Source organism: Microcystis wesenbergii FACHB-1317 (assembly GCF_014696875.1).
Classification (GTDB): domain Bacteria; phylum Cyanobacteriota; class Cyanobacteriia; order Cyanobacteriales; family Microcystaceae; genus Microcystis; species Microcystis wesenbergii_A.
This window is the reverse complement of the sequence record NZ_JACJQV010000048.1, coordinates 1-22,283: the sequence shown is the minus strand read 5'-3', so window position 1 is coordinate 22,283 and position 22,283 is coordinate 1. Positions and strand designations below refer to the sequence as shown.

The following is a 22,283-nucleotide window of genomic DNA, read 5'->3' as shown; positions in this document are numbered from 1 at the left end:
CCTGTTTGTGCCTTAAGTCCTTCCCTGTATGGATTTCAGCTACTTTTGAGCGTAGGTGCTCTCATCGAATTTTATTTTAAGTTAATTATTTGCATAACAATTCCCGAAGAGCCTAAATTGTTAGGATCGCCGTGAACACACCAAGGGGCGACCGTTTTGAGTGAACAGCCAATAAACTCAGCTATTTCTCGTTGAGTTTTTCCGTCGTTTAGCAAGAGAAACATTAAAATTCTTTCCCTAACCTCTGCTCTTTCTTCTTCTTTAAGAGCTTTTTGTAAGTTTTTCTTTTCTTCTAAGTCTAGGAAATCTTTGGCTGGCATAAGTAGGATTTTTCTCAAGTTACTATTTCTATTTTAGGTGGTTTAAGTGCGTTTTAGCTTAGGTTTTCGGGTTTTCGGGTTTTCGGGTTTTAGTTGAATTTCCCTATTCCCTAATCCCTATAAGTAGGTAGGTGTTAAAACTTGTCATATCCCCCCCTTATCAAGGGGGGATCAAGGGGGGAACTATCTTCAATTTAATTATAACTACTTACCCTAATTATTAACTAACTACTTGAGAAAAAAGCTTTTCGTATTGATCCAAAGTCTTTTCAAAGGCATAATTTTCTTCTGCGTATTGTCGTCCTTTTTCTCCTAGTATAGTTGCTAAATCTGGGTTTTTGTATAGTTTTAAAATGGCTGTAGCTAATGCCTCTGGATCTTCGGGATTAACCACCAAACCACCACCACTACGCTCGATCGCCCTAGCAGCGGTTCCATCGGAGGGAACAGAAGCAATAATAGCACGACCACTAGCTAATAATACCTGAATTTTGGACGGCATATTAAAGGAAATAACGTTATGTTTTTGCATCACCATACCCACATCGGCGGCGGCTAACATTTCTGGTAATTTTTCCCGGGGTTGAAAGGGTAATAAAAGCACATTACTGGCCCCCTGTTGTTGGCGATACTTTTCTAGGCGATCAAGTGCCTCTTTTTTACCAACAATTACCACTTGAATCTCAGGAATATTAACTAAGTGAACTGCGGCATCGATTAAAGTTTCCAAGGGTTGAGTTAGGGCAATATTCCCAGAATATAAAACAATAAACTTGCCCTCAAGATGATTTTCTTGGCGGAAATAATTATTGTTTTTCGGCAGAGGTTTAATAAAGCTCACATCCACCCAATTAGGAATTTCAATAATTTTCTGACTCGGCACATTTTTAGTGAGGAGATTTTTGGTAAAACCATCGGCAATAACTGAGATTTTACTGGCAGTTTTGTAGGCAAATTTTTCGAGACTACTAAAAACCTTAATCATTTTCTGATTAGTTAATAATCCCACATGAACTGCCGCATCGGGCAGAATATCCTGCAAATTTAGAATGATCGGCACCCCGTATAATTTACTCAATAAAGCGGCGGGAACGCAAACGGGTAATCCGGGGACAGTTAAGAAAATTAGATCAGGTTTTTCTCCTTTGAGAGCCTGAAAGAAGCTCAAAAAAACAAAGCTCAATTCAAAGAAAATTCGATTTTTCAGACTTCTTTGGGGGCGGGCCCAAACGTAGGAACGTTGAATTTTAACACCATTTCGTTCTTCTTCCAGATAGATTTTTCCTCGGTATTCGGGATCGATTTCACTATTAGGATACCAAGGAAAAGCCGTCAAAACCCTGACTTGATGACCTCTTTTAACCAATCCCTCCGCCAATTCTGTCATTAGGGGAGCAATGCCGATCGGTTCGGGATAATAGTTATAAGAATAGAGCAAAATTCGCATAGGGATGGCAATTTGGTTGGGCGATTCAGTTTCATGATTTTATCAATAGTTACTGGTTTTTTGACAAATCAGATTCGCCTTTGTCAGGGATTACCCTAGAAAGAGGTGAGCATTCGGTCAGAGATGCGGGAAAAAAGGGAAATTAGCTGATAAATTAATGCTCAAAATCCCTAACTATTCCCCCTTACCCCAGCCTCAATACTGACCCTTATTTTTCCCGTACCCGGTGGCCGATATCACGACGATAATAGATGCCCTGAAAGTGTATCCTGTTCACCGATTGATAGGCAAGTTCGATCGCCTGATTAAAATTGGCTCCCATCGCCGTGACACCCAAAACCCGGCCGCCATCGGTGAAAATATCGCCGTGTTTTAAAACCGTGCCGGCGTGGAAAACGATCGCCCCTGCAGTTTCAGCGGCCTTAATTCCCGTGATTAACTGGCCTTTTTCGTAGTGGTCAGGATAACCGGCAGACGCAGCCACCACACAAACGGCACTACCGGAGCGCCATTGTAAAGAGGGGAAATCAGTTAATTTTTGTTGAGCGCAAGCCAGCAGCAGCGGTGCCAGGGGAGTTTCCAGTAGGGGTAAAACCGCTTGGGTTTCGGGATCGCCAAAACGACAGTTAAATTCAAGAACTTTTGGCTCTCCGGCGGGGGAAATCATTAAACCCGCGTAGAGGACTCCTCGATAGTCAATGCCGCGTTTTTGTAGGGTGGCGACGATGGGGGCAAGGATGTCTCGGTCCACCGCTTCGATAATGGCGGCGGTGGCTATGGGTGCGGGGGCATAAACTCCCATACCGCCGGTATTTTTGCCGGTATCGCCTTCACCGATCCGCTTGTGATCTTGGGCGGGTAGCAGGGAACGAAAGCTGATCCCATCGGTGAGGGTGAGGATAGACACTTCTTCTCCCTCTAGGAATTCTTCCACCACGACTTTAGTAAAGCCACTGGTAAAAAGATCATCGATCGCTTCTAGGGCCGTATCTACGGTTTCGGCGACAATTACCCCTTTTCCTGCGGCTAATCCGTCGGCTTTCACCACAATTGGCGCTCCTTGCTCTCGGATATAAGTTTTTGCTAATTCTGCATCGGTAAAGGTTTCGGAAGTGGCGGTGATAACTCCGGCTTCGTTCATTAATTCTTTGGCCCAGGATTTGCTCGATTCAATTAAGGCCCCGGTTTGTGTGGGGCCAAAAACGGCAATTTCTTGGGCGAGAAGATGATCGGTAATGCCGAGGGAGAGGGGATATTCTGGCCCGACAACCACCAGATCGACGCTATTTTCCCGGGCAAAACGGCTAATTTCAGCAAAATCCTCCATTGCTAGGGGGATATTTTCACATTGAGGTAAAATTGCCGTTCCCCCATTACCTGGAATACAGAACACTTGTTCTACTTGAGGCGATTGTAGGAGTTTCCAAGCTAGAGCGTGTTCTCGACCACCACTGCCGATAACGATAATTTTCACGGATAAACGCAGCCTAAATGACGATGGTTTAATTATCCCCTAGCTCCGGGTCAGCATTGGCTAGAAGTTGAGATTACTTAACTTTTTAATCGATTTGACGGATTCAGGATTCAGGAGTCAGGATTCAGGATTCAGGAGTCAGGAGTCAGGAGTCAGGAGTCAGGAGATAGGAGATAGGAGATAGGAGATAGGAGATAGGAGTCAGGAGATAGGAGTCAGGAGATAGGAGATTATTTTATTTATTCTCCCCACACCCCACACCCCCCTGCCCCCCCGATGTCGGGGGGGTTGGGGGGGTCACACCCCACACCCCACACCCCACACCCCATCTCCCCATTTCCCAATTCCCCACCTCCCCACTTCCGCTCTCATAGACAGTTTTAACAAGTAATTTAGATAGCGAACATCTGATCACTGGATTTGACGGAGACAGGACAAATCAGCTTTACCGAAATGAATACTAAAAGCTACTTGCAGACTTTCTAGGGATTTAACCAACCAAGGCACCTGATCGCGAGAAAAACCCTCGTAATGGTTAAACAGAATCGAAAAACGTTTATCTAAGTGGGGTTTTACCTTGCGACAGACCAAAACCAACTTGAGCAATAACCCCACAGTCCGAGTTACCCCCATATTGGTGATCATATCGATAAAAATGTAATGATCGGGTTTTTGGCCGCTTTCCACCACCAGATAATTGAACAATTGACTAGAAGTACGCAGGATGAGAAATTCACTCGGTTTTTGTTGATCCCACTGGGGTAGGGTATTTTGCAGGACATCGTAGAGTTTTTTGTTAAATTGCCCCTTGCCGTAGTCTACGGAGGTAATCAGATAATCGTAGAGATCATTTTTAAAATCTTTATAGGTAGAGCTATAAACTGTATTCGCCAGAAAATTTTGCGAGAGAGCTTTATAAGTATAATTTCCTTCTACTGGACTCACATAATACTTGAGGGCGCGATTTAGTTCCTTATCATTGAGCAGGGTGGGATTTTTCACTGGTTGAATGATTCTCCCCGCTTCTTCGCTGGTTTTTGGGGCATGAGCAACCTGTCTCAAACGTACCTGATAGGTAACATAATGAGAGAGATTTACCTCGAAACAGCGCTCGGTTTTCACTTTAATACGTCTAACGGTTCGTCGCTGTTCTCGGGGACTTTCATCACTGAGTAAACAGTGATCATAGAGATAGGGATAACGATTAATCAGGGTTCCCACGCGAGTGGCGGTTTCTTCGCTGTATTTGCTGCTAATAATTCGCGCCAGACGCTGCAGCTTAACGTAGTCATCCGAGAGGGTAAAATTTTTGAGCAGATGGCGCAAAGTATTGGAGGTGCTGTGATATCCCTGACGCGCGGGGGGCAGATTTTCCAGCAGCGATACCAATTCAGGAATTGCCAGCTGACAAGTCGGCTGCATTTGCCATCGGTTAATTAAAATGTGACAGCAGCGGTTAAAGAAATGATAAAAACGAATTTCGGCATCTTTAGCCTTGACAAGACGCTCTAGGGCTAAATAAATAGGAGCTTCTTGATAGCCCCGACCTTCGATAAACAGACGACGAAAATCCTCGATTAACTCCTCAGGGGAATCGGTCCGTACGCGGTCGAGCCAATAATCGTACAGTACCTGTTCTTCATCTTTTGTTTCTATTTGTCGATCGTTTAGACTAGCCATTGTTATTTGAATCAGCCCTCCTCAATCAGTAAGCGGATGGATTTTCGGTCCATCACCATAAAGGGTTTAATTGTGATTAGATAGTAGATGCTCGCTTCTTAGGATGCCCCTATTTTGGGTCATTCCACTTATCGAGTTGAGCCATTTTAGCCTTGCCAGTTTGGGAAAATTCCTGTTGGCTTGCCCAGCCAAGCTTGCCGACCATGCCCAGATTACTAAAAATTTAGGCAGCTTCCCCTGATAATTAGGTTAGCGAAAAAAACACCGCTTGTATGTGATCTAAGTCACAAGTTGTCGGGAATTTGTGTGGTCAAGAGTGCCGTTCATTCGTAGAAGTCTTGCTAGGCAAGGCTTTAAAGACTATATTTCCCGAAAATTATCCCTATTCTTCTTCCTTCCACACAAAAACCAGAAGAGCGGCGATACTGCCTATAGAGGGGATGTAAGACCAAAAGCTGGGCGTAAGTCTGTCTTGAGGCAATCCCCAGGAAGTAGGAAGCTCTCAACGACCTTGAGAGTAGTTCACATCTATCTTCTAGATGATTCGGAATTTACTCCTAAGTATTTTTATTGTCTATGCCCTGTCATTTATCCCTCAATCAACTAGCTCAATTATTGTCCTTACAAGATAAGGGTGACATAAGTTTGAGCCATGATAGTTTAGTATCTGGCATTAATACTGATAGCCGTAGTATTGAGTCAGGACAAGCATTTTTGGCCTTAAAAGGTGATAATTTTAATGGTCATGATTTTATTGGTATGGCTATCGAAAAAGGAGCGGCGGCATTGATTGTCGAGCAGCCAGTTTCGGTAAATTACTCTAGTAATATTCCTGTATTTCTAGTCCAGAATACCCTAGAAACCTATCAGCAATTAGCCCATTGGTGGCGGAATCAATTTACTATACCCGTGATTGCTATCACGGGATCGGTGGGGAAAACCACCACTAAAGAATTAATCGCCTCCGTACTAGCCACCCAGGGAAAGGTACATAAAACCTTGGCTAATTATAACAATGAGATCGGAGTGCCGAAAACTCTCCTCGAACTGGATGAAACCCACGATAGTGCTGTAATCGAGATGGGAATGCGGGGACGGGGAGAAATTGCTCTGCTCGCTCAAATCGCCCAACCGATGATCGCAGTGATTACTAATGTGGGAACCGCTCACATCGGTCGTTTAGGATCGGAGTTGGCGATCGCAGAGGCCAAATGCGAGTTATTGGCCGAGTCTCCTTCTAGTAGTATAGCGGTTCTTAACCACGATCACCCTTTACTTACGGAAACAGCTAAACGGGTATGGCAGGGGGAAACAATTACCTATGGCTTCTCTGGCGGCGATATAGTCGGGGAATTACTCGATTTAACTACTTTACGAGTCAATGGACTAGATTTTAACTTACCTTTATCCGGTCGTCATCACGCTTTAAATTTCATGGCGGCCTTGGCTGTAGCGAAAATTTTAGGCATCGATTGGACTTCTTTGCAACAGGGAATTAAGGTTAATTTACCCAGTGGTCGGGCCAAACGTTACCAATTAGAGCCAGATATCCTACTCCTCGATGAAACCTATAACGCCGGTCTAGAATCAATGTTAGCGGCCTTGGATTTACTGAAAGCTACCCCCGGTCAGCGTCATATTGCTGTTTTAGGCACGATGAAGGAGTTAGGGTCTTTTTCGGAGCAATTACATCGCCAAGTGGGTGAGAGGGTGCAAAAACTAGGCATAGATCGCTTGTTTGTCTTGGTAGATGACCCGGAAGCTAAGTTTATTGCTGAGGCCGCTACTGGAGTCAATTGCGAATGTTTTCAAACTCACGCAGATTTAATTAATCGTTTAAAGGAAGTGATCGATTCAGGCGATCGCATTTTATGCAAGGCTTCCCATTCCGTCGGTTTAAATCGCGTGGTGGAGGAGTTAATCAGTGATAAGCTGTTCGTAATTTAAATTGCTTGTTGAGACGAGGCAAGGGGCAACACCCCCCCTTGCCCCCCCGACGTCGGGGGGGTGGGCTAATCTAAGAATAAGCGGTTTAAATACGTCTTAGCTGATTAGGAGTTAGGGAATAGATGTTAGAGAAGAGAGCATTTTTTAGCAAGAATAGCCGATTGAAAACTGTTTTTTCAGGGATTTTAGGGCTAGTTTTCTTTTTTTCGGTCGTGCAAGTCTCTTTTGCTCAACAATCGAGACAACTGGAGACTTATCTTCCGGATCTCAGTGGTTTAGCTTGGGTAGAAGCAGATATTTTTCTAGGGGTTCACGATGCCAAAAATAAGGGCAAAAATAGTGATCCATCTCAACCAAGGCTGAGTCTTTTACGGCTGCCTACGCAGGAAAAACCGCTATTATGGCAGGTTTTAAGGGTAGATTGGCCAAATCCAGAGGGATTGAGTAACGATCTCGAAAGTATTACTCATATCCCTGAAACTAACTTATTTTTGTTGGCTGAAAGTGGCGACAAAAAACCTTTTCAAAGACTATTTTTACTAGCATATAACCAGCAAAAAGTCAAGATAGTTGAGCAAATAAATTGGCCGATCGCAGTCGAAAATGTAGAGGCGATCGCTGTTAGTCGGCAAGGCGATGGTTATCTATTTATCTACGCAGAACGGGCCGATAGTCAAGAGAGTACCAAAATTCGCTGGACGGATATCTCGTTCAATCCCTTAAAATTCGGGGAATTTCAGTCGGTAACTTTTCGGAGTCCTTTTGGTAGTGGTAAAAATATTCGCCCCATCTCCGATTTAGCCGTAGATAAGCAAGGTAATATCTACATAGCTTCCACCTACGATCCAGATAATGCGGGAGTGTTTAGAAGTGCTGTTTACCGTATTGGTCAAGTTAAAGACGATAATAGCCTAATTCTTGCCCCTAATCCCCAAAAAATTGCAGAAATCGACGCCGCCAAAGTAGAAGCGGTGACCACCAGAGAATCTCCTAGAGGTGAAGTAGAAGTCTTTATCGGTACAGATGACGAGAATTATGGCGGTTTTCTGCGACCTTTGCTGTTAGATAATTAGCTATCAGTCGTCAGGGGAGAAGGGATCGCCAGGGCTTGGGGGATAACTGTTAAGTTAGGTTTTTTCCTTAGCGAGAATAAAGACGCTGCCTTCGCTGCCGCGGCCGATGCGGAGATCTTCATCGAGATAGGTGATATCGAGCCAACCTTTTTGTTCCCGATTATTGAAAGAAAAATCGAGGGGAGGAAATTTTTGGCCACTTTCGATCGCTTCAATAAATTCTTGGGGAGAATGATAATTGAGAAAACGTTGCAGACCGAGGATCGATCGCTCAAATTTAACCATTACCCGACGCTCGGATGTGGGTTCAAAGGTAGCGGAGACGATTACTGCCCCTTCTAGCCAAGGTACGCCGATAATTTCAGCGATATTATAGAGTTTGGCCTTGTTCAGGTCGAGATATTGATAAATTTGCCCTAATTGAAAAAAGGGTAGGCGATCTAGTCCCAGAATGCCGCGGCTGCTGGTGAATAGTAAACGCCAATTGCCCCCTAATAGTTGTTTAACTTCGAGGGGATGAGGATGGGGATTGTGATCCTCCAATTGTTCGATCGCCGCTAAAATCCGCACGCGGTCGCTTTCCGTGGCCAGGAGTCCGCGATTTCTACCTGCGATCAATTCCAGTAATTTCGCTTTGGCATCCATAGAATAGACCTCTTGTCAAAATCAAAAATTGTTGTTAGGGTTAGGAGTCAGTAGCCAGTAGTCAGTAGCCAGGAGAATTAAGAATGAATAATAATCAATTAAATGGTCTATTTACAGATTTTAGGCAATTTAATCCTTATTTGTGCCGTTTTTGAACCCTCAAAAATCAATTATGCAAGAGGTTGAATCTCCCTTACTTTTATAAACTGCCTCGACCCCCTAGTCGCTCGAGGTTTTTGGTGGTCCCAAGAGGTTTACTTGCGCCGATGATTTGAGAGTTTCAACGGGGTTTTAACCTCGGTGAGTGGCATTTTCAACTGTTGGCCTCACTATTTTAACACGGATTAAATGCCGCAGTTTGAAAACTTTTTCATAACCATAATTAAGTGATCGAAATAGGGAGCAATTGCGGTTTTTTCTGAGTCGCTAAAATACTCTAAACTGTATTTTTTTAAGGCTTCTAAACCCGAAATCATTGCCCCTAATGGTACTGATAGTATCTAAATCCCTATCACTGAGATAGCGAGTTTGATCATCCGCTTGTTGCCAAATAGCGATCGCTGCTTGCTGATAGGGCCAATCAGCGAAACTGATGATTCTCGCTTTTGGGATTAATTGCTGGGCGCGCTCACTCAAAGGCATCGATCGCTCTCCGTTGGGTCAGATTAGGCAGTTAAGATCACTTTTAGCATAAATGATCGAAAAATTAGCGATAACTAAAGATTTTTGGCAATCTGCTTGGGAGGATCGCTTACAATAAACAAAAGCTAAATCATTATATTTTGATCATCATGTCAGTTTTAATAGCGATCGGTGTACTTGCCCTATTAATTGTCGTTCACGAATTAGGTCATTTTGCCGCTGCTCGTTGGCAATCTATCCATGTTAATCGCTTTTCCATCGGTTTTGGTCCAGCTTTAGCTAAATATCAAGGTAAAGAAACAGAATACGCCCTCCGGGCCATTCCTTTAGGGGGTTACGTTGGTTTTCCTGATGACGATCCCGATAGTCAAATTCCCAATAACGATCCTGATTTATTACGCAATCGTCCTGTTTTCGATCGAGCTATCGTCATTAGTGCGGGAGTAATTGCTAATTTAATTTTTGCCTATTTTTTGCTTGTTACCCAAGTGGCTACCGTGGGTTTTCCCCAAATTAACTATCAAGAAGGGGTGATGATTCCAGAGGTTTTTACGGCTGAAAATTCCGTCGCTAAACAAGCGGGAATGGAAGCGGGGGATATCGTTCTCGCTATCAATGATCAGCCCCTTGGTGCTTCTCAAAATGCCATTATTGACTTCCGTGACATTATTCAATCTTCCCCCGATCAACCCCTAAAATTAACCATCAAACGCCCCACAGAAACTCTCGATTTAATTGTTACTCCTGAATTGGGAAGTGATGGTCAGGGTAAAATTGGAGTTAGATTGGCTCCTAACGGTGAAGAAACTCGCCTAAAGGCCGATAATTTTGGGCAAGCTTTTAGCTTAGGTGCGGGTGAATTTCAACGATTAACCCTATTAACCGTCCAAGGTTTTGGGCAGTTAGTTAGTAACTTCAAAGACAGTGTTCAACAGGTAGCAGGACCGGTTAAAATTGTCGAATATGGAGCAGCAATCGCTCGTAATGATGCGGGTAATCTTTTTCAATTTGCCGCCCTAATAAGTATTAACTTAGCGGTGATTAATATTCTGCCTTTACCTGCTCTTGATGGTGGTCAGTTGGTATTTTTATTAATCGAGGCTTTGGTAGGTAAACCTCTCCCGACTAAACTGCAAGATAACATCATGCAAACAGGTCTAGTTTTACTCTTAGGATTAGGAGTTTTCTTAATCGTGCGCGACACGGCCAACCTAGCAGTTTTTCAGGATTTATTCCAGTGATGGCCCCGCGAAAAAAAACTAAGCTTCAACTGCGCGCCCTAGAGATTTTAAGCAACTTAAAGCGATTATATCCAGAGGCAACCTGTAGCTTAAATTATCAAACTCCCGTGCAGTTATTGGTGGCAGTGATTCTCTCGGCACAATGCACTGATGAGCGGGTAAATAAGGTGACTCCTGCTTTATTTGCTCGTTTTCCCGATGCTAAATCCTTAGCTTTTGCCGAGCGAGAGGAGTTAGAAACCCTGATTCGTTCCACGGGATTCTATCGTAATAAAGCTAAAAATATTCAGGGTGCTTGTCAAAAAATCCTCAAGGATTTTCAGGGAGAAGTACCCAAGACAATGGCGGAATTATTAACTTTACCCGGGGTAGCTAGAAAAACGGCTAATGTGGTACTCGCTCACGCTTACGGGATTATTGAAGGGGTGACAGTAGATACCCACGTTAAGCGCTTAAGTAATCGTTTGGGTTTAACTACTAATAACGATCCGGTGAAAATTGAACGGGATTTAATGGCTTTACTACCTCAACCAGATTGGGAAACTTTTTCTATTAGTATTATTTACCACGGCCGGGCGGTTTGTAAAGCAAGAAATCCCGCTTGTTTTTCCTGTCAATTAGCCCCTCTTTGTCCCGCAGCAAACAGTAAACAGTAAACTGATAACTCACACCTGATAACTAGGGAGGCACAATTATTTGTAGGATGGGTTAGCGGTAGCGTAACATAATCGGGCGTTGGGTTTCATGCTTCAACCCAACCTACGTTCATCTTATATTTAATTCCACGCACCTACTTAACTGGTAACTGAATCACTGGTAACTGAATCACTGGTAACTGAATCACTGATAACTGATAACTGATAACTGATAACTGATGTGGGGGGCTATAATGGGAAAAAATAACTCATCCATCAATCTTATGAGTCAAGGATCACGGCAAGAAATAAAAACCCAAGCAATAATCCTCGCTACCTTTGTGGCGATTTTTTGGCTGTTAGAGATTTTAGATCAATTTGTTTTTCGGGGCAGTTTAGACTATTTCGGGATTATTCCCCATCAAGTCATCGGATTGCGGGGTATTCTGTTCGCACCTTTCCTACACGGGGACTTTCCCCATCTTATTGCTAATACGGTTCCTTTCCTGATTCTCGGTTGGTTGGTGATGTTACAGGAAACCAGTGACTTTTTTATTGTGACTGGGTTAACTATGCTGGTGGGGGGGTTAGGAGTCTGGTTATTTGCTGCTCCCGGATCCATCCATATCGGAGCAAGTATCTTGATTTTTGGCTATTTAGGTTTTTTATTACTGCGGGGCTATTTCCAGAGAAATATTCCTTCTATACTCTTGTCAATTCTAGTTTTTTTACTCTACGGTGGCACAATTTGGGGCGTTTTGCCTTCCCGTCCGGGGATTTCTTGGCAAGGACATTTATTTGGCTTTCTAGGCGGGGTTTTAGCCGCCAAATTAATCGCCACCGAAAAGAAACATTATTCTTAAATGGGGGAACCTTCTATCTCGCTACATACTTCGTAAAAATCGGTGACAGGCGGTTTTGCAAACAGAGGAGCCATGGATTTCAGCAATAATTCGTGGTCTTCGCTTTTATTTGCCTCCATATCATCGATTTTATCCCAGATAATTACGGCAATTCCTTCATCGGTTCCGGGTTTTTGCAACAGAAAAGCCCCCTGGAATCCCGTAGAATAGGTGGAAACGGCCTTTTCGTAGAGTTTTTGGGCCTCGGAAAAACACCCCGGTTTAAATTCACCAATAGCCACATAGGCATATTTATGTTTGAGAAAATCGAGAAATTCTGGCATGGCAATCAGGGGAAATGGAATAAATCTTTCTTTCTACTCCTATTAAAACTTAGATCGATCGCTCCCCCCGCCCCATCGACATATTTTTTTAACTAAGCTTGCCCCAATTGTCTCTTTTTTTTGTTAGCTTATATGTAGTCGTTATGAGTTCGTATAAATTCTATGATCAAAATTGTTGGTATTAATGGCAGTTTACGCCCAGGATCCTATAGTGCGATGGCGTTAGAAGTTGCTATCAGTCGAGTAGGGGCGTTAGGAGTAGAAACGGAGATAATTGACCTGAGAAAACTCTCTTTACCCTTCTGTAACGGGGGAGATGACTATTCTGACTATCCCGATGTGGCCAAAATGCAGCAAACGGTTAAATCGGCAGCGGGATTAATTTTGGCGACACCAGAGTATCATGGCAGTGTCAGTGGTGTGATGAAGAATGCCCTAGATTTAATGAGTTTTGAGGAGTTATCGGGAAAGGTTGCCGGATTAATCAGTGTTTTAGGCGGACAATCCAATAGTAACGCCCTCAATGATTTAAGAATTATTCTCCGTTGGGTTCACGCTTGGGTAATTCCGGAACAAATTAGCTTAGGACAAGCGTGGAAAGTCTTCAACGAAGAAGGAAAAATCCTTGACGAGAAGCTTTGCCAACGTTTTGACGCTTTTGCTGCAAGTTTAGTCGATAATACCCGTAAACTCAACGGGATCTAGTAATATCGATGGTGATTTTACCGGTGAAATGGGGAATTGGGGCGGCGGGTTTCGATAATTGTACTCTTACCTGTCGCACTCGATCGAGTTGTAGGATATCCTCAGCGATGACTGTGGCCAATTTTTCCACTAGGGCAAATTTGCTGGTTTCAATCTGGTGTTTGACAATTTCGATCGCCTGTCGATAATCTAGAGTATCTTCAATTGCGTCACTTTTGCCAGCAATGTTGATATCAACTTCGAGGGATAAATTCACCTCAAACCATTGACCTAAAACCTGTTCTTCGGCCAGATATCCTGTGTAACCGTAGGCACGAATTCCTGTAACGTGAATAGTATCCATAGATAGTTAAATTAAAAAACTGGTAGCGTTGGTCACAAAGATGAAGTGTAACCTAATTTGGTATCGACGACTGACTCACCAAAACGAAAACTTCCTAACTGACCAGATAAGATAACTGCTATAAATTATAGTTTAGACGGCTCTTACCTGTTCGGCGTAATCTTTGGAGCGTAGTTGACGGAAACCTTGAAAAGCCAGTTGTCTCAAGTTTAGAGGTAAATAGGAAAGCAGTAAACCCAGTCTAGCTCGTCGGGATTTTCCTAACAATTGCGAGGCTTTTTCTATTAAAACTCGCCCAGCTTCGGTTTCTCCCTTTTCAATTAATTTTATTCCCAAAGATTCCTGTAAAAAAGCCGTTTTTTTAACTCTTTCTTCTTCTAATTTTAGATCATTAAAGTGATAACTTTCTGTACAAAACAGTTTTGCTTGCAAAAAGTGAACCGCTTGTTTTAAGCTAGTTTGACCCCCATGGAAACGATATTCCATTAATAATTCTGGCAGAAAATAAGCTTGTTTTCCCGCTAAAGCTAAACGCACTAATAAATCAAAATCTTCACAACCATCCGCTTGAGGACGCATATAATCCACATCGACTAAAGATTGATAACGAAAAAGAGTCGAACCCACCTGTAAACTTTGATAGGAAAAAGTTTGTCTTTCTAAATCTGGAATAATCCCTTGTTGTAATCTATCTTTGCCCCATTTTGCTGAATTTTCCTGGGTTGCTGAGGCAACTTTTTGTCCAAATTTATCAATAATCCAGTGATCGGTACAGACAAAATCAACCTTTTTTTCTTGATCTAAAATAGGGACAGTTTTCGCTAAAAATTCAGGAGTTAGTCCATCGTCATCATCGAATTTAATAAAATATTCTCCCCGAGCAGCCGTAAAACCCGATCGCATATTTAAACTTCTACCAAGATTTTGGGGATGACGCAGATAAATTATTCTCGAATCCTGAAATGCTGCCACCACTTCTGGGGTATGATCGGAAGAACCATCATCACAAACAATTAACTCAAAATCTTCATAAGTCTGCCGCAAGACACTATTAATCGAATAGCTGAGATAATCGGCGCGGTTATAGGTGGGAATACAAACAGTTACTTTCGGCATAATATTTTCAGTAATCAGTAATCAGTTATCAGTTATCAGTTATCAGTTATCAGTTATCAGTGGAGAGTTATCAGTGGAGAGTTATCAGTTATCAGTGGAGAGTGTTATAGCAGTTAGCTTCATGGTGAGATAGGAAGTTTTCCTTTTGGGGAGTCTGTCGTCAATACCAAATTAGGTTATACTTCATCTTTACGAGAAACTCTATAAGTAAAAAGCAATCTCGGAGTCTCGGAGTCTCGGAGTCTCGGAGTCTCGGAGTCTCCTCAAGTATTTTTACATTTTTCCAAAGGAATGTTAAGTTTTAGGGTATTGAATGAGTAACCTTGATAGCCATGGCTCCTAAAATAGCAGGGATTATCTGTACCCACAACCGCGATCACTACCTAGAAGGAGCGATCGATAGTCTTTTAGGGCAAACCTGCCCAGATTGTGAGATTTTAGTGGTTGATAACGCATCTACCGATAAAACCCGTCAAGTGGCCCAGTCGCGTCTGGGAGATGGGCGGCTAAAATACGTTTACGAACCTATTTTAGGGCTATCTACCGCCAGAAATCGCGGGGCGAAGGAAACTAGAGCGCCGATTTTAGCCTATTTGGATGACGATGCGATCGCTAGTCCTCAATGGTTGCAAATTCTGTTAAATGCCTACGAAAATAACGACAAACTGGCAGTAGCTGGGGGAAAAGTCACCTTAATTTGGCCGCAAGGCTACAGTCAACCCAATTGGTTATCCGATCAGTTAGCAGCGGGTTTAGGGGCTTTCGATTTGGGCGACAATGTGGTACATATCAGCCAAGCGGATTTAACTCCGCGAGGGGTTAATTACTCAATTCGGCGGGATTTCTGGGAGAAGATTGGCGGTTTTGACCCTAATTTGGGAAGAATTGGTAAAAAACTTCTCTCTAACGAGGAATTATACACTACAGAACTAGCACTCGCCCAGGGATGGCAAGTAGGCTATTTTCCCGCAGCACTGGTGGAACACAATGTTGCCCCGGAAAGAATCAATCGTCAATGGTTTATGCGTCGTAGTTGGTGGCAAGGCATCAGCGAACACTACCGGGAAGAAGTGGCAGGAAGGACGGGATTGGCTCAATTTAGGCGAGGAGGTGAGCGCTTGGCGAGAGGATTGGTTAAATCTGTCAAATTTATCAATGATCCCGCTAAAAGCTTTGAGAATCTTCTCTATGCCTATGGACAAATCGGTTATTTAAGCGAAGCCGCCAAGGCGATGTTAAACCCTCAAAAGTAAATTATTGTAAATAAATGGGTAAAAAAGCGTTAATTTGTGGCATATCGGGGCAGGATGGAGCCTACCTAGCCCAATTACTGTTAAAAGCAGGCTATACAGTTTGTGGCACCTCCCGGGATGCCCAAATGTCCTCTTTTAGCAACCTGAAACGTTTGGGAATCAAGGAACAGGTAAAACTAGAATCAATGGCACTAAATGACTTTCGCAGTGTCCTACAGGTCTTAATTAAAATTCAGCCCGATGAGGTCTATAATTTGGCTGGACAAAGTTCTGTGGGTTTATCCTTCGAGCAGCCAGTGGAAACCTTAGAAAGTATTGCCACGGGAACCTTAAATCTCTTAGAAGCAATTCGATTTACTGGAGCAAAAATTAAATTATATAATGCCGGATCGAGTGAATGTTTCGGGGATATCGGCGATAATTCTGCCGATGAAAATACCCCTTTTCGTCCTCGCAGTCCCTACGCTGTCGCCAAATCGGCGGCTTTTTGGGAAGTGGCTAATTATCGAGAAGCCTACGGAATTTTTGCCTGTTCAGGCATACTTTTCAATCATGAATCTCCCCTGCGTCCCGATCGCTTTGTTACCCAAAAAATTATCGCTGCCGTGGCTAGAATTACCCAGGGAAGTCCTGAAACTTTGCACCTAGGAAATATGGATATTCAAAGGGATTGGGGTTGGGCGCCGGAGTACGTTGAAGCGATGTATTTAATGCTGCAACAGGAGCAACCCGATGATTACGTCATTGCCACGGGAGAAAGTTCAAAACTGGAGGATTTTGTCGCCACAGCTTTTGCTACTGTGGGCTTAAATTGGCAAGATCATGTAATTTCCGATCGAAGTTTATTAAGACCAACAGATTTAGCCATTAGTCGCGGCAATCCCAACAAAGCTAAGGAAAAATTAGGTTGGCAAGCACAATACAAAATGACCGATATTGTCCGCATGATGGTAGAAAATCGTTTAGAGAAATAGCTATGAATATCATAATGATTAGTTCCGCCTTTCCCTATCCACCAACCAGAGGAGGAACTCAGGGCAGAACTTTTAATTTACTCAAGTATCTCAGCAAAAATCATGATATTACTCTCATCGTTCAGCGTACTGCTGATGTCAGCGATGAGGAGGTAGAAAAGTTAGGTAACTTTGTTAGTGAATTGGTAGTTTTTCCCCGTCCTCGAGATGCCAAAACTGGAATAATTGCTAAACTGCAAAGATTAGCTCAATTCCTGCAAACGGGAACCCCTCCCAATGTACTTTTTGGCTATTCTCAAGAGATGCAGAACTGGATAGATAGGGCAGTTAAGAGTCAAAAATTCTCCGTAATTACCAGTGAACATAGCGTTAATGAAATTTATATTCGTCCCCAATGGCAACAGCAAATTAGGACAGTAATTGATGTGCATAGTTCCCTCTATCAAACCTGCAAAAGTCAATTAGAAATTGGGGTTTCTAGTCAAGAATTACGGGATCGTCTCTACCTTCCTCTCATGCGTCGATACGAACAAAAAACTGTGCAGAAATTCTCAAAAATTGTCGTCACCACCGATGATGATCAAAAACAAATGGAAGAATTTGCCCCCAATCGAGAGATTTATTTAATTCCTAATGCAGTAGATTTGGATTTGTTTCCCTATCGTACTGAGGATCCTTCTGGACATAATTTAGTATTTATCGGTGGGTTAGATTATTGGGTTAATATCGATGCGGCCTGTTTTTTAGCTAGGGAAATTTTACCTCGTCTTCAAATTACTTACCCCGATACTACTTTAACTCTAGTCGGTGCTAATCCATCCCTAGAAGTGCAAGAATTAACTAAGTTAAAAGGAGTGATTGTGACGGGACGAGTACCATCAATGACCACCTATCTTCATCAGGCAAGTGTGGCAGTTATTCCCCTAAGAACCGGTTTTGGAATGAAGTTTAAAACCCTAGAATCTATGGCTGCGGGGGTGCCAGTGGTAGCCAGCGATCGAGGTTTAGAAGGATTAACAGTTGAAGGAAATAATGTTCCTTTAGCAGCCTTAAGGGCTAATAGTATTGAGGAATATTGTACGGCGGTTAGTAGTCTTTTTGAATCGGCAGAGTTGCGAGAAAAATTATCTAGAAATGCTCGCAGGTTAATTGAAGATAATTATACTTGGCAGCAAGCGGCAGCTAAGTACGAACAAGTTTTGATTGCTGACATTTGTTAGAAAATTTCTCTAATTTTTTTGTAAATTAATATGCTATCAAATCAAATACCCGTGAAAATATCTGTTGTTGTTCCTCTTTATAACGAAGAAGAAAACATCGATGCTCTCTTTAGGCGACTTTTAGCGGTTTTAGAGGCACTAAATACCAGTTATGAGATCGTTTGCGTCAATGATGGTAGTCGTGACAATACTCTCAAAAATCTCCTGGAATATCATCAACGTTACCCACAAATTAAAGTGGTTAATTTATCCCGGAATTTTGGTAAAGATATTGCCATATCAGCAGGAATTGATTACAGTCAAGGAATGGCAGTCATTCCTATTGATGCTGATTTACAAGATCCCCCCGAATTAATTGCCGAAATGATCGAAAAATGGCAGCAGGGTTATGATGTGGTTTATGCGTCCCGTCGGGTTAGAATTGGCGAAAGTTGGTTGAAACGTTTCACCGCAGAAGGTTTCTATCAAGTCATTAATAAATTAAGTCGGGTTCCTATTCCCCCTAATACGGGAGATTTTCGCTTGATTGATCGCCGAGTGGTAGAATCAATTAAAAAGATGCCCGAACGTCAAAGATTTATGAAAGGAATATTTGCTTGGGTGGGATATAAACAGACATCAATTTTATTCGATCGAGAACCGCGATATTAAGGACAAACTAAATGGAATTACTGGAAATTATGGAATTTTGCCATCGATGGTATTACCTCTTTTAGTTTTTTACCTCTGAAAGTCTGGACCTATGTAGGATTTATCATTGCACTTATTAGTCTTGTTTATGCTAGTTTTTTAATGCTTAGGACTATCATTTTAGGAATCGATGTACCCGGGTACGCTTCTCTGATGGTTGCTATCTTATTTTTAGGAGGAATTCAATTACTGACTCTTGGTATTATTGGCGAATATATTGGCAGGGTTTATGAGGAAGTAAAGGGCCGACCACTTTATCTGGTTCGAGATTGTTATGGTTTTGAAAATCGGGAACAAGTTACTGATAAAATAACTCAAAATTAAAATACTGACAAGAGGAGAATGAAGTCTATGAATACCGAAGTTTTTCAGCAATTTTTTGCCTATTGTGTCGGTAGTTGGCAAACGGAAAGAACCTATCATTATCTAGCCGATCAAGAAGTGGAACGTTCCCGTACTGAATTCCTCATTCAACCCCTGACTAGGGAGATTAAACAGAAAGTTCTGACAGATAATAACTATCCTGATATTGCGGATTTAGAAAGTATCCCCGGGTTTAATTTAGGTTTCTATACCATCTCGGAAAAAGGGGAAGAAGTGCGACAGAATCTTAATCTTTTATTTGTGGTTAAAGCAGAAAATAACGGTTATTTAGAAGGGGATTATCTTCGTGATCGCGCCTACGAAGAAGCAAGACCAATTATCTCCGCTTTTCGCTTTGATTCCACCACCAGAGAGTTATTAATGACCACCAATTACACTCGCAGTGTTTCCGTGGATTCAATTACTTTAATCAATCCAGACCTGCGAATTCGCAAAATTATTAACTATCAACGTCCCCAGCAGGGGGAACCCTTAGAAAAAGTTCTCTTGGTGGGTTTTGGGGTTGAGTGTAAAGTCAGTTAAAAAAAAATATTTCTTCTCCCCCCTTGATTCTCCAGTCAAGGGGAGATTTTATCATGGAGAAACGATATGATTAAGGAGCAAAAATAATGCTCAAAATCGGTCAACTTTCCCTAGAAAGTGGTGTTTCAATTAAAACAATCCGTTATTATGAGGAATTAGGACTAATTCAGTCCCCTGAGAGGACAGAGGGACAATTTCGCCTATTTACTCCCGATACTGTCCATCGCTTGCTATTTGTCAAGAGATTGCAATCTTTGGGTTTAAGTCTGCAAGAGATCCGCGAATGTTTAGTAATTCATGACCATGGTGAGTTACCCTGTGGAGATATTCAGGAAAAATTAATTAAACATATTGCTGAGATCGATCGACAAGTGGAACAATTGCTTTTATTGCGTCAACAATTAACCGAAACCCTGCAAGGATGGACGGATACACCTGTAAAAGACGATCAATTTATTTGCCCTAATCTCAAGGTTTAACTATCATGAAAAAGTTAATTTTATTGGCAACTTTAGCAATGATTTCTACTCCTGTCATTGCTCAACATCTACATCCTCAGTCACCTCAAACTCAGACTTTACAAGCAATTCCTGACAATATACCAGCTTGGATGTATAACAAGCAACGTAATCATATTTATCCCCAAAGAGGGGTTTATAACAATGCAATTTATAATGTCAGAGATTTAGCTTTAGACTTGAATGCGATCGCTGTTGGTCATGCCTTTGCCTACGAAGATATCGTAACGGGAAAAGCGAAAGATTTAGAAACTAAGACATACCAAAAAATTAATTGGGTTTTAAAAAATCCGCCTAAATTTATGCCCGACGAGGGGAATATTTCTCCAACTTTTGGCAGAAAATACGGTGTTTTAGAACAGGTTTTCGAGTGGGCGCATATTTTCCATGCTCAAACCGTTGATGTTTTAGCCAGCAGCAAATTAACCAACGAGGAAAAAGAAGCAGAAATTGAAAAATTATATCAATTTTACTTGACAAAAGTTCCCTATGCGATTACGGGATTACCGATGAATATGGGTTATCTGGATTCCCAGCCCTATTCTAAAGCTTTTCGGCAGAAATATCCGAAAGTAAATGGCTTATTTTGGGGCTACCATTGGCTACAAGGAACCATGTATGACTTGCTTTATGAGAAAACTTTAGAGGAACAAAAACAGGCTTATAAACAGGTGGGTAAACAATACCATACTAAGGAATTATATCGCACTGATCGAGCTTTTATGCCGATGTTTGCCGGACTTAGTCCCAAGTTTGCCCGACGTTTTCCCGAAATATCTAACACCTTTGATAACCTGCATATGTTGCACGATATGGTTAATGATATTCTGGCATCAGATTGGCTAACTCCCCAACAAAAAGACGAACAAATTACCCGCGCTATTTGGTTAGTAATGGCTGCTAATCATCGGGAAATGGAAGCAGGAAAAAATTATGGTGGTCAAGGACTACATGATCATCGTTTTCAGTCAGGAATTCCGGGGATGGGATTAATGCCAGCAGATATTTCTCATGAGGGTCATAATCACGAAAATCCTGATAATTCTGAGAAAAAACCAGATAATTCTCAGGGACATGAGGAAGAAGATCACCAACACCATAACCACGAAAATCACTCCCCAGAAACCCCTGCTAATACGGAGAAAAAACCTGACCACAGCAATGATCAAGAGGAACTGAAAAAATGAGAAGATTTTTATTAATTGCTGTGGGTTTAGTTGCCAGTTTTACTAATCCAGTTTTTGCCAACGATCATAACAATCTTGATTCTGGTCGTCCCCTTTCTTTTGATGATGCTGAAAGTCTCGGTTTTGGAGAACAATCGATAGAATTTGGAGGAAGTCTAGTTTTTCCTGAAAACAGTAATCTCGGTGGTGAATTTGATATTGAATACCTCAACGGTATTATTCGCAATGGTCATATTCTTATCGGCATCGATCCGCAAGTGGGAGGACGAGTTAATAGTGATGATACAAGTTTTGATGTGGGAAATTTATCTGTAGGTTTTTTCTATAATTTCAATCGTGAATACGATAATGTTCCCGCTTTTGCTATTCGTACCGATTTAGGATTACCGACGGGAAATAATGCCGGGGGATTAGATTTTCGTCTGCGGGGAATTGCCAGTAAAACTGTTGGTCAATTCGATCGCTTGCATCTTAATCTCGATTTAAACATAAAAACTGACCCCGATAACGGCGATCGATCTTTTTTACCCGCTGCAATTCTCGGTTATTCGCGACCGATTGGTTATCCAAAACGTTTTGATCGCAGTTTTTTGGCAGAATTGGGCGTAATTACCAGCGATAATAGTAATGGTGGGGCGTTGATTCGCACTGGAATGGGAATTCGTCAGCAAATTAATCGTCAAGGTGTGATCGATTTCGGTATTGAGGGAGATATTTCTACTAATAGCAATGATCAAAGTCAATTAAAGTTAAAAATCGGTTATTCTTTCGGATTTTAGCGTAGCATACTAACGATTAATCTTCAGGTCATAGGATGCCATGATGATAATAGTATGGAAAAATACACTTTTTTCTCTGGCAAAAATGGCTCAAAGTCTTATCTAGAGAAACTTCCGGGATTATGTCCCTCAAGTGTTACCGTGCAAGGCTTTCAAAGGTTTTGTCTATAAAAAAGATAATGTGTTATAGGCTCTTCGTTACTCTTTATGCTAAATCAACAGACAAGATGCCAAGACAACATACTTCTAACCCAAAAATTCCGAAAGTTTCTCAAGCCATAGGCTCTCCGTTTTATTAGTTT

General features: G+C 42.1%; 22 protein-coding genes and 2 pseudogenes. 14 read left to right on the top strand and 10 right to left on the bottom strand.

From position 1 onward, the window contains the following. Nucleotides 1-107 precede the first annotated feature (107 nt). The 4 genes and pseudogenes from H6F92_RS01420 to H6F92_RS01405 form a co-directional block, all read right to left on the bottom strand. Nucleotides 108-320, bottom strand: a pseudogene (locus tag H6F92_RS01420) (helix-turn-helix domain-containing protein); the annotation flags it as partial. Nucleotides 321-540: 220 nt separating this feature from the next. Beyond that, entirely contained in the window at nucleotides 541-1,767 is a 1,227-nt protein-coding gene (locus tag H6F92_RS01415) for a glycosyltransferase family 4 protein (protein WP_190356529.1), read from the bottom strand. A gap of 208 nt (nucleotides 1,768-1,975) precedes the next feature. Next, the gene (purD, locus tag H6F92_RS01410; protein ID WP_190356528.1) at nucleotides 1,976-3,241 is read right to left on the bottom strand and encodes a phosphoribosylamine--glycine ligase; all 1,266 of its coding nucleotides are present in this window, start codon (nucleotides 3,239-3,241) and stop codon (nucleotides 1,976-1,978) included. Between the two features lie 411 nt (nucleotides 3,242-3,652). After that, nucleotides 3,653-4,921, bottom strand: coding sequence for a hypothetical protein (locus H6F92_RS01405; RefSeq protein ID WP_190356527.1), 1,269 nt, complete (start codon nucleotides 4,919-4,921; stop codon nucleotides 3,653-3,655). Between the two features lie 576 nt (nucleotides 4,922-5,497). Here H6F92_RS01405 and H6F92_RS01400 point away from each other — a divergent pair. Next, the gene (locus tag H6F92_RS01400) at nucleotides 5,498-6,868 is read left to right on the top strand and encodes a UDP-N-acetylmuramoyl-tripeptide--D-alanyl-D-alanine ligase (protein ID WP_190356526.1); all 1,371 of its coding nucleotides are present in this window, start codon (nucleotides 5,498-5,500) and stop codon (nucleotides 6,866-6,868) included. Nucleotides 6,869-6,990: 122 nt separating this feature from the next. Then, nucleotides 6,991-7,941 carry a hypothetical protein gene (locus H6F92_RS01395; RefSeq protein WP_190356525.1) on the top strand — a complete coding sequence of 317 codons (951 nt, stop codon included), beginning with the start codon at nucleotides 6,991-6,993 and terminating at the stop codon, nucleotides 7,939-7,941. Nucleotides 7,942-7,995: 54 nt separating this feature from the next. On the opposite strand, the gene H6F92_RS01390 is transcribed toward H6F92_RS01395, so the two are convergent. The 3 genes from H6F92_RS01390 to H6F92_RS01385 form a co-directional block, all read right to left on the bottom strand. Beyond that, nucleotides 7,996-8,586, bottom strand: coding sequence for a PAP/fibrillin family protein (locus tag H6F92_RS01390; protein ID WP_190356524.1), 591 nt, complete (start codon nucleotides 8,584-8,586; stop codon nucleotides 7,996-7,998). 344 nt (nucleotides 8,587-8,930) lie between these two features. Next, the gene (locus H6F92_RS26930) at nucleotides 8,931-9,062 is read right to left on the bottom strand and encodes a globin family protein (RefSeq protein WP_242029961.1); all 132 of its coding nucleotides are present in this window, start codon (nucleotides 9,060-9,062) and stop codon (nucleotides 8,931-8,933) included. Continuing rightward, nucleotides 9,013-9,228, bottom strand: a complete 216-nt coding sequence (locus H6F92_RS01385; protein WP_242029960.1) for a hypothetical protein — start codon at nucleotides 9,226-9,228, stop codon at nucleotides 9,013-9,015. Before H6F92_RS01385 ends, H6F92_RS26930 begins: the two co-directional genes overlap by 50 nt. A 149-nt stretch (nucleotides 9,229-9,377) precedes the next feature. On the opposite strand from H6F92_RS01385, the gene rseP reads away from it, so the two are divergent. The 3 genes from rseP to H6F92_RS01370 all read left to right on the top strand — a co-directional run bounded on the left by rseP (nucleotide 9,378) and on the right by H6F92_RS01370 (nucleotide 11,967). Next, nucleotides 9,378-10,469, top strand: a complete 1,092-nt coding sequence (gene rseP, locus H6F92_RS01380; protein WP_190356523.1) for an RIP metalloprotease RseP — start codon at nucleotides 9,378-9,380, stop codon at nucleotides 10,467-10,469. Then, nucleotides 10,469-11,125, top strand: a complete 657-nt coding sequence (gene nth, locus H6F92_RS01375; RefSeq protein ID WP_104396023.1) for an endonuclease III — start codon at nucleotides 10,469-10,471, stop codon at nucleotides 11,123-11,125. Before rseP ends, nth begins: the two co-directional genes overlap by 1 nt. Before the next feature lie 233 nt (nucleotides 11,126-11,358). Then, entirely contained in the window at nucleotides 11,359-11,967 is a 609-nt protein-coding gene (locus H6F92_RS01370) for a rhomboid family intramembrane serine protease (RefSeq protein ID WP_104396021.1), read from the top strand. Here H6F92_RS01370 and H6F92_RS01365 read toward each other — a convergent pair. After that, nucleotides 11,964-12,290, bottom strand: coding sequence for a hypothetical protein (locus tag H6F92_RS01365; protein ID WP_002735315.1), 327 nt, complete (start codon nucleotides 12,288-12,290; stop codon nucleotides 11,964-11,966). The two genes, H6F92_RS01370 and H6F92_RS01365, sit on opposite strands and share 4 nt — an antisense overlap. A 162-nt stretch (nucleotides 12,291-12,452) precedes the next feature. Between H6F92_RS01365 and H6F92_RS01360 the strand changes: the two genes are divergently transcribed. Further along, complete coding sequence (locus H6F92_RS01360; protein ID WP_190356522.1) at nucleotides 12,453-12,995, top strand: NADPH-dependent FMN reductase; 543 nt, start codon at nucleotides 12,453-12,455, stop codon at nucleotides 12,993-12,995. Here the strand turns inward: H6F92_RS01360 and folB are convergent. Continuing rightward, nucleotides 12,982-13,338, bottom strand: a complete 357-nt coding sequence (gene folB / locus H6F92_RS01355; protein ID WP_190356521.1) for a dihydroneopterin aldolase — start codon at nucleotides 13,336-13,338, stop codon at nucleotides 12,982-12,984. The genes H6F92_RS01360 and folB overlap by 14 nt on opposite strands. A gap of 132 nt (nucleotides 13,339-13,470) precedes the next feature. Further along, nucleotides 13,471-14,454 carry a glycosyltransferase family 2 protein gene (locus tag H6F92_RS01350; RefSeq protein ID WP_190356520.1) on the bottom strand — a complete coding sequence of 328 codons (984 nt, stop codon included), beginning with the start codon at nucleotides 14,452-14,454 and terminating at the stop codon, nucleotides 13,471-13,473. 332 nt (nucleotides 14,455-14,786) lie between these two features. Between H6F92_RS01350 and H6F92_RS01345 the strand changes: the two genes are divergently transcribed. The 8 genes and pseudogenes from H6F92_RS01345 (at nucleotide 14,787) to H6F92_RS01310 (ending at nucleotide 21,981) form a co-directional block, all read left to right on the top strand. Continuing rightward, entirely contained in the window at nucleotides 14,787-15,707 is a 921-nt protein-coding gene (locus tag H6F92_RS01345) for a glycosyltransferase family 2 protein (protein ID WP_190356519.1), read from the top strand. 14 nt (nucleotides 15,708-15,721) lie between these two features. Next, complete coding sequence (locus tag H6F92_RS01340; RefSeq protein WP_190356518.1) at nucleotides 15,722-16,681, top strand: GDP-mannose 4,6-dehydratase; 960 nt, start codon at nucleotides 15,722-15,724, stop codon at nucleotides 16,679-16,681. A 2-nt stretch (nucleotides 16,682-16,683) separates the two neighbouring features. Next, nucleotides 16,684-17,901: a glycosyltransferase family 4 protein gene (locus H6F92_RS01335; protein ID WP_190356517.1), complete on the top strand. Its 1,218-nt coding sequence runs from the start codon at nucleotides 16,684-16,686 to the stop codon at nucleotides 17,899-17,901. Between the two features lie 30 nt (nucleotides 17,902-17,931). Next, nucleotides 17,932-18,915 (top strand): annotated as a pseudogene (locus tag H6F92_RS01330) (glycosyltransferase family 2 protein). Nucleotides 18,916-18,942: 27 nt separating this feature from the next. Next, a complete protein-coding gene (locus H6F92_RS01325) occupies nucleotides 18,943-19,497 on the top strand; it encodes a phycobiliprotein lyase (RefSeq protein ID WP_190356516.1) in 555 nt (184 codons plus the stop codon). 86 nt (nucleotides 19,498-19,583) lie between these two features. Further along, nucleotides 19,584-19,976 carry a heavy metal-responsive transcriptional regulator gene (locus H6F92_RS01320; RefSeq protein WP_045360250.1) on the top strand — a complete coding sequence of 131 codons (393 nt, stop codon included), beginning with the start codon at nucleotides 19,584-19,586 and terminating at the stop codon, nucleotides 19,974-19,976. A gap of 5 nt (nucleotides 19,977-19,981) precedes the next feature. Beyond that, a complete protein-coding gene (locus H6F92_RS01315; protein WP_045360251.1) occupies nucleotides 19,982-21,202 on the top strand; it encodes a hypothetical protein in 1,221 nt (406 codons plus the stop codon). Further along, nucleotides 21,199-21,981: a hypothetical protein gene (locus tag H6F92_RS01310; RefSeq protein WP_045360252.1), complete on the top strand. Its 783-nt coding sequence runs from the start codon at nucleotides 21,199-21,201 to the stop codon at nucleotides 21,979-21,981. The genes H6F92_RS01315 and H6F92_RS01310 overlap by 4 nt, the downstream gene beginning before the upstream one ends. Nucleotides 21,982-22,283 lie beyond the last annotated feature (302 nt).

Coding starts and splice junctions, on each gene's coding strand:
- folB (WP_190356521.1), bottom strand. CDS start 13,338: ATGGATACTATTCACGTTACAGGAATTCGTGCCTACGGTTACACAGGA.
- H6F92_RS01395 (WP_190356525.1), top strand. CDS start 6,991: ATGTTAGAGAAGAGAGCATTTTTTAGCAAGAATAGCCGATTGAAAACT.
- H6F92_RS01360 (WP_190356522.1), top strand. CDS start 12,453: ATGATCAAAATTGTTGGTATTAATGGCAGTTTACGCCCAGGATCCTAT.
- H6F92_RS01405 (WP_190356527.1), bottom strand. CDS start 4,921: ATGGCTAGTCTAAACGATCGACAAATAGAAACAAAAGATGAAGAACAG.
- nth (WP_104396023.1), top strand. CDS start 10,469: ATGGCCCCGCGAAAAAAAACTAAGCTTCAACTGCGCGCCCTAGAGATT.
- H6F92_RS01390 (WP_190356524.1), bottom strand. CDS start 8,586: ATGGATGCCAAAGCGAAATTACTGGAATTGATCGCAGGTAGAAATCGC.
- H6F92_RS01370 (WP_104396021.1), top strand. CDS start 11,359: ATGGGAAAAAATAACTCATCCATCAATCTTATGAGTCAAGGATCACGG.
- H6F92_RS01350 (WP_190356520.1), bottom strand. CDS start 14,454: ATGCCGAAAGTAACTGTTTGTATTCCCACCTATAACCGCGCCGATTAT.
- H6F92_RS01335 (WP_190356517.1), top strand. CDS start 16,684: ATGAATATCATAATGATTAGTTCCGCCTTTCCCTATCCACCAACCAGA.
- H6F92_RS26930 (WP_242029961.1), bottom strand. CDS start 9,062: ATGATTTCGGGTTTAGAAGCCTTAAAAAAATACAGTTTAGAGTATTTT.
- H6F92_RS01365 (WP_002735315.1), bottom strand. CDS start 12,290: ATGCCAGAATTTCTCGATTTTCTCAAACATAAATATGCCTATGTGGCT.
- H6F92_RS01310 (WP_045360252.1), top strand. CDS start 21,199: ATGAGAAGATTTTTATTAATTGCTGTGGGTTTAGTTGCCAGTTTTACT.
- H6F92_RS01400 (WP_190356526.1), top strand. CDS start 5,498: ATGCCCTGTCATTTATCCCTCAATCAACTAGCTCAATTATTGTCCTTA.
- H6F92_RS01415 (WP_190356529.1), bottom strand. CDS start 1,767: ATGCGAATTTTGCTCTATTCTTATAACTATTATCCCGAACCGATCGGC.
- H6F92_RS01320 (WP_045360250.1), top strand. CDS start 19,584: ATGCTCAAAATCGGTCAACTTTCCCTAGAAAGTGGTGTTTCAATTAAA.
- H6F92_RS01315 (WP_045360251.1), top strand. CDS start 19,982: ATGAAAAAGTTAATTTTATTGGCAACTTTAGCAATGATTTCTACTCCT.
- H6F92_RS01385 (WP_242029960.1), bottom strand. CDS start 9,228: ATGCCTTTGAGTGAGCGCGCCCAGCAATTAATCCCAAAAGCGAGAATC.
- rseP (WP_190356523.1), top strand. CDS start 9,378: ATGTCAGTTTTAATAGCGATCGGTGTACTTGCCCTATTAATTGTCGTT.
- H6F92_RS01345 (WP_190356519.1), top strand. CDS start 14,787: ATGGCTCCTAAAATAGCAGGGATTATCTGTACCCACAACCGCGATCAC.
- H6F92_RS01340 (WP_190356518.1), top strand. CDS start 15,722: ATGGGTAAAAAAGCGTTAATTTGTGGCATATCGGGGCAGGATGGAGCC.
- H6F92_RS01325 (WP_190356516.1), top strand. CDS start 18,943: ATGAATACCGAAGTTTTTCAGCAATTTTTTGCCTATTGTGTCGGTAGT.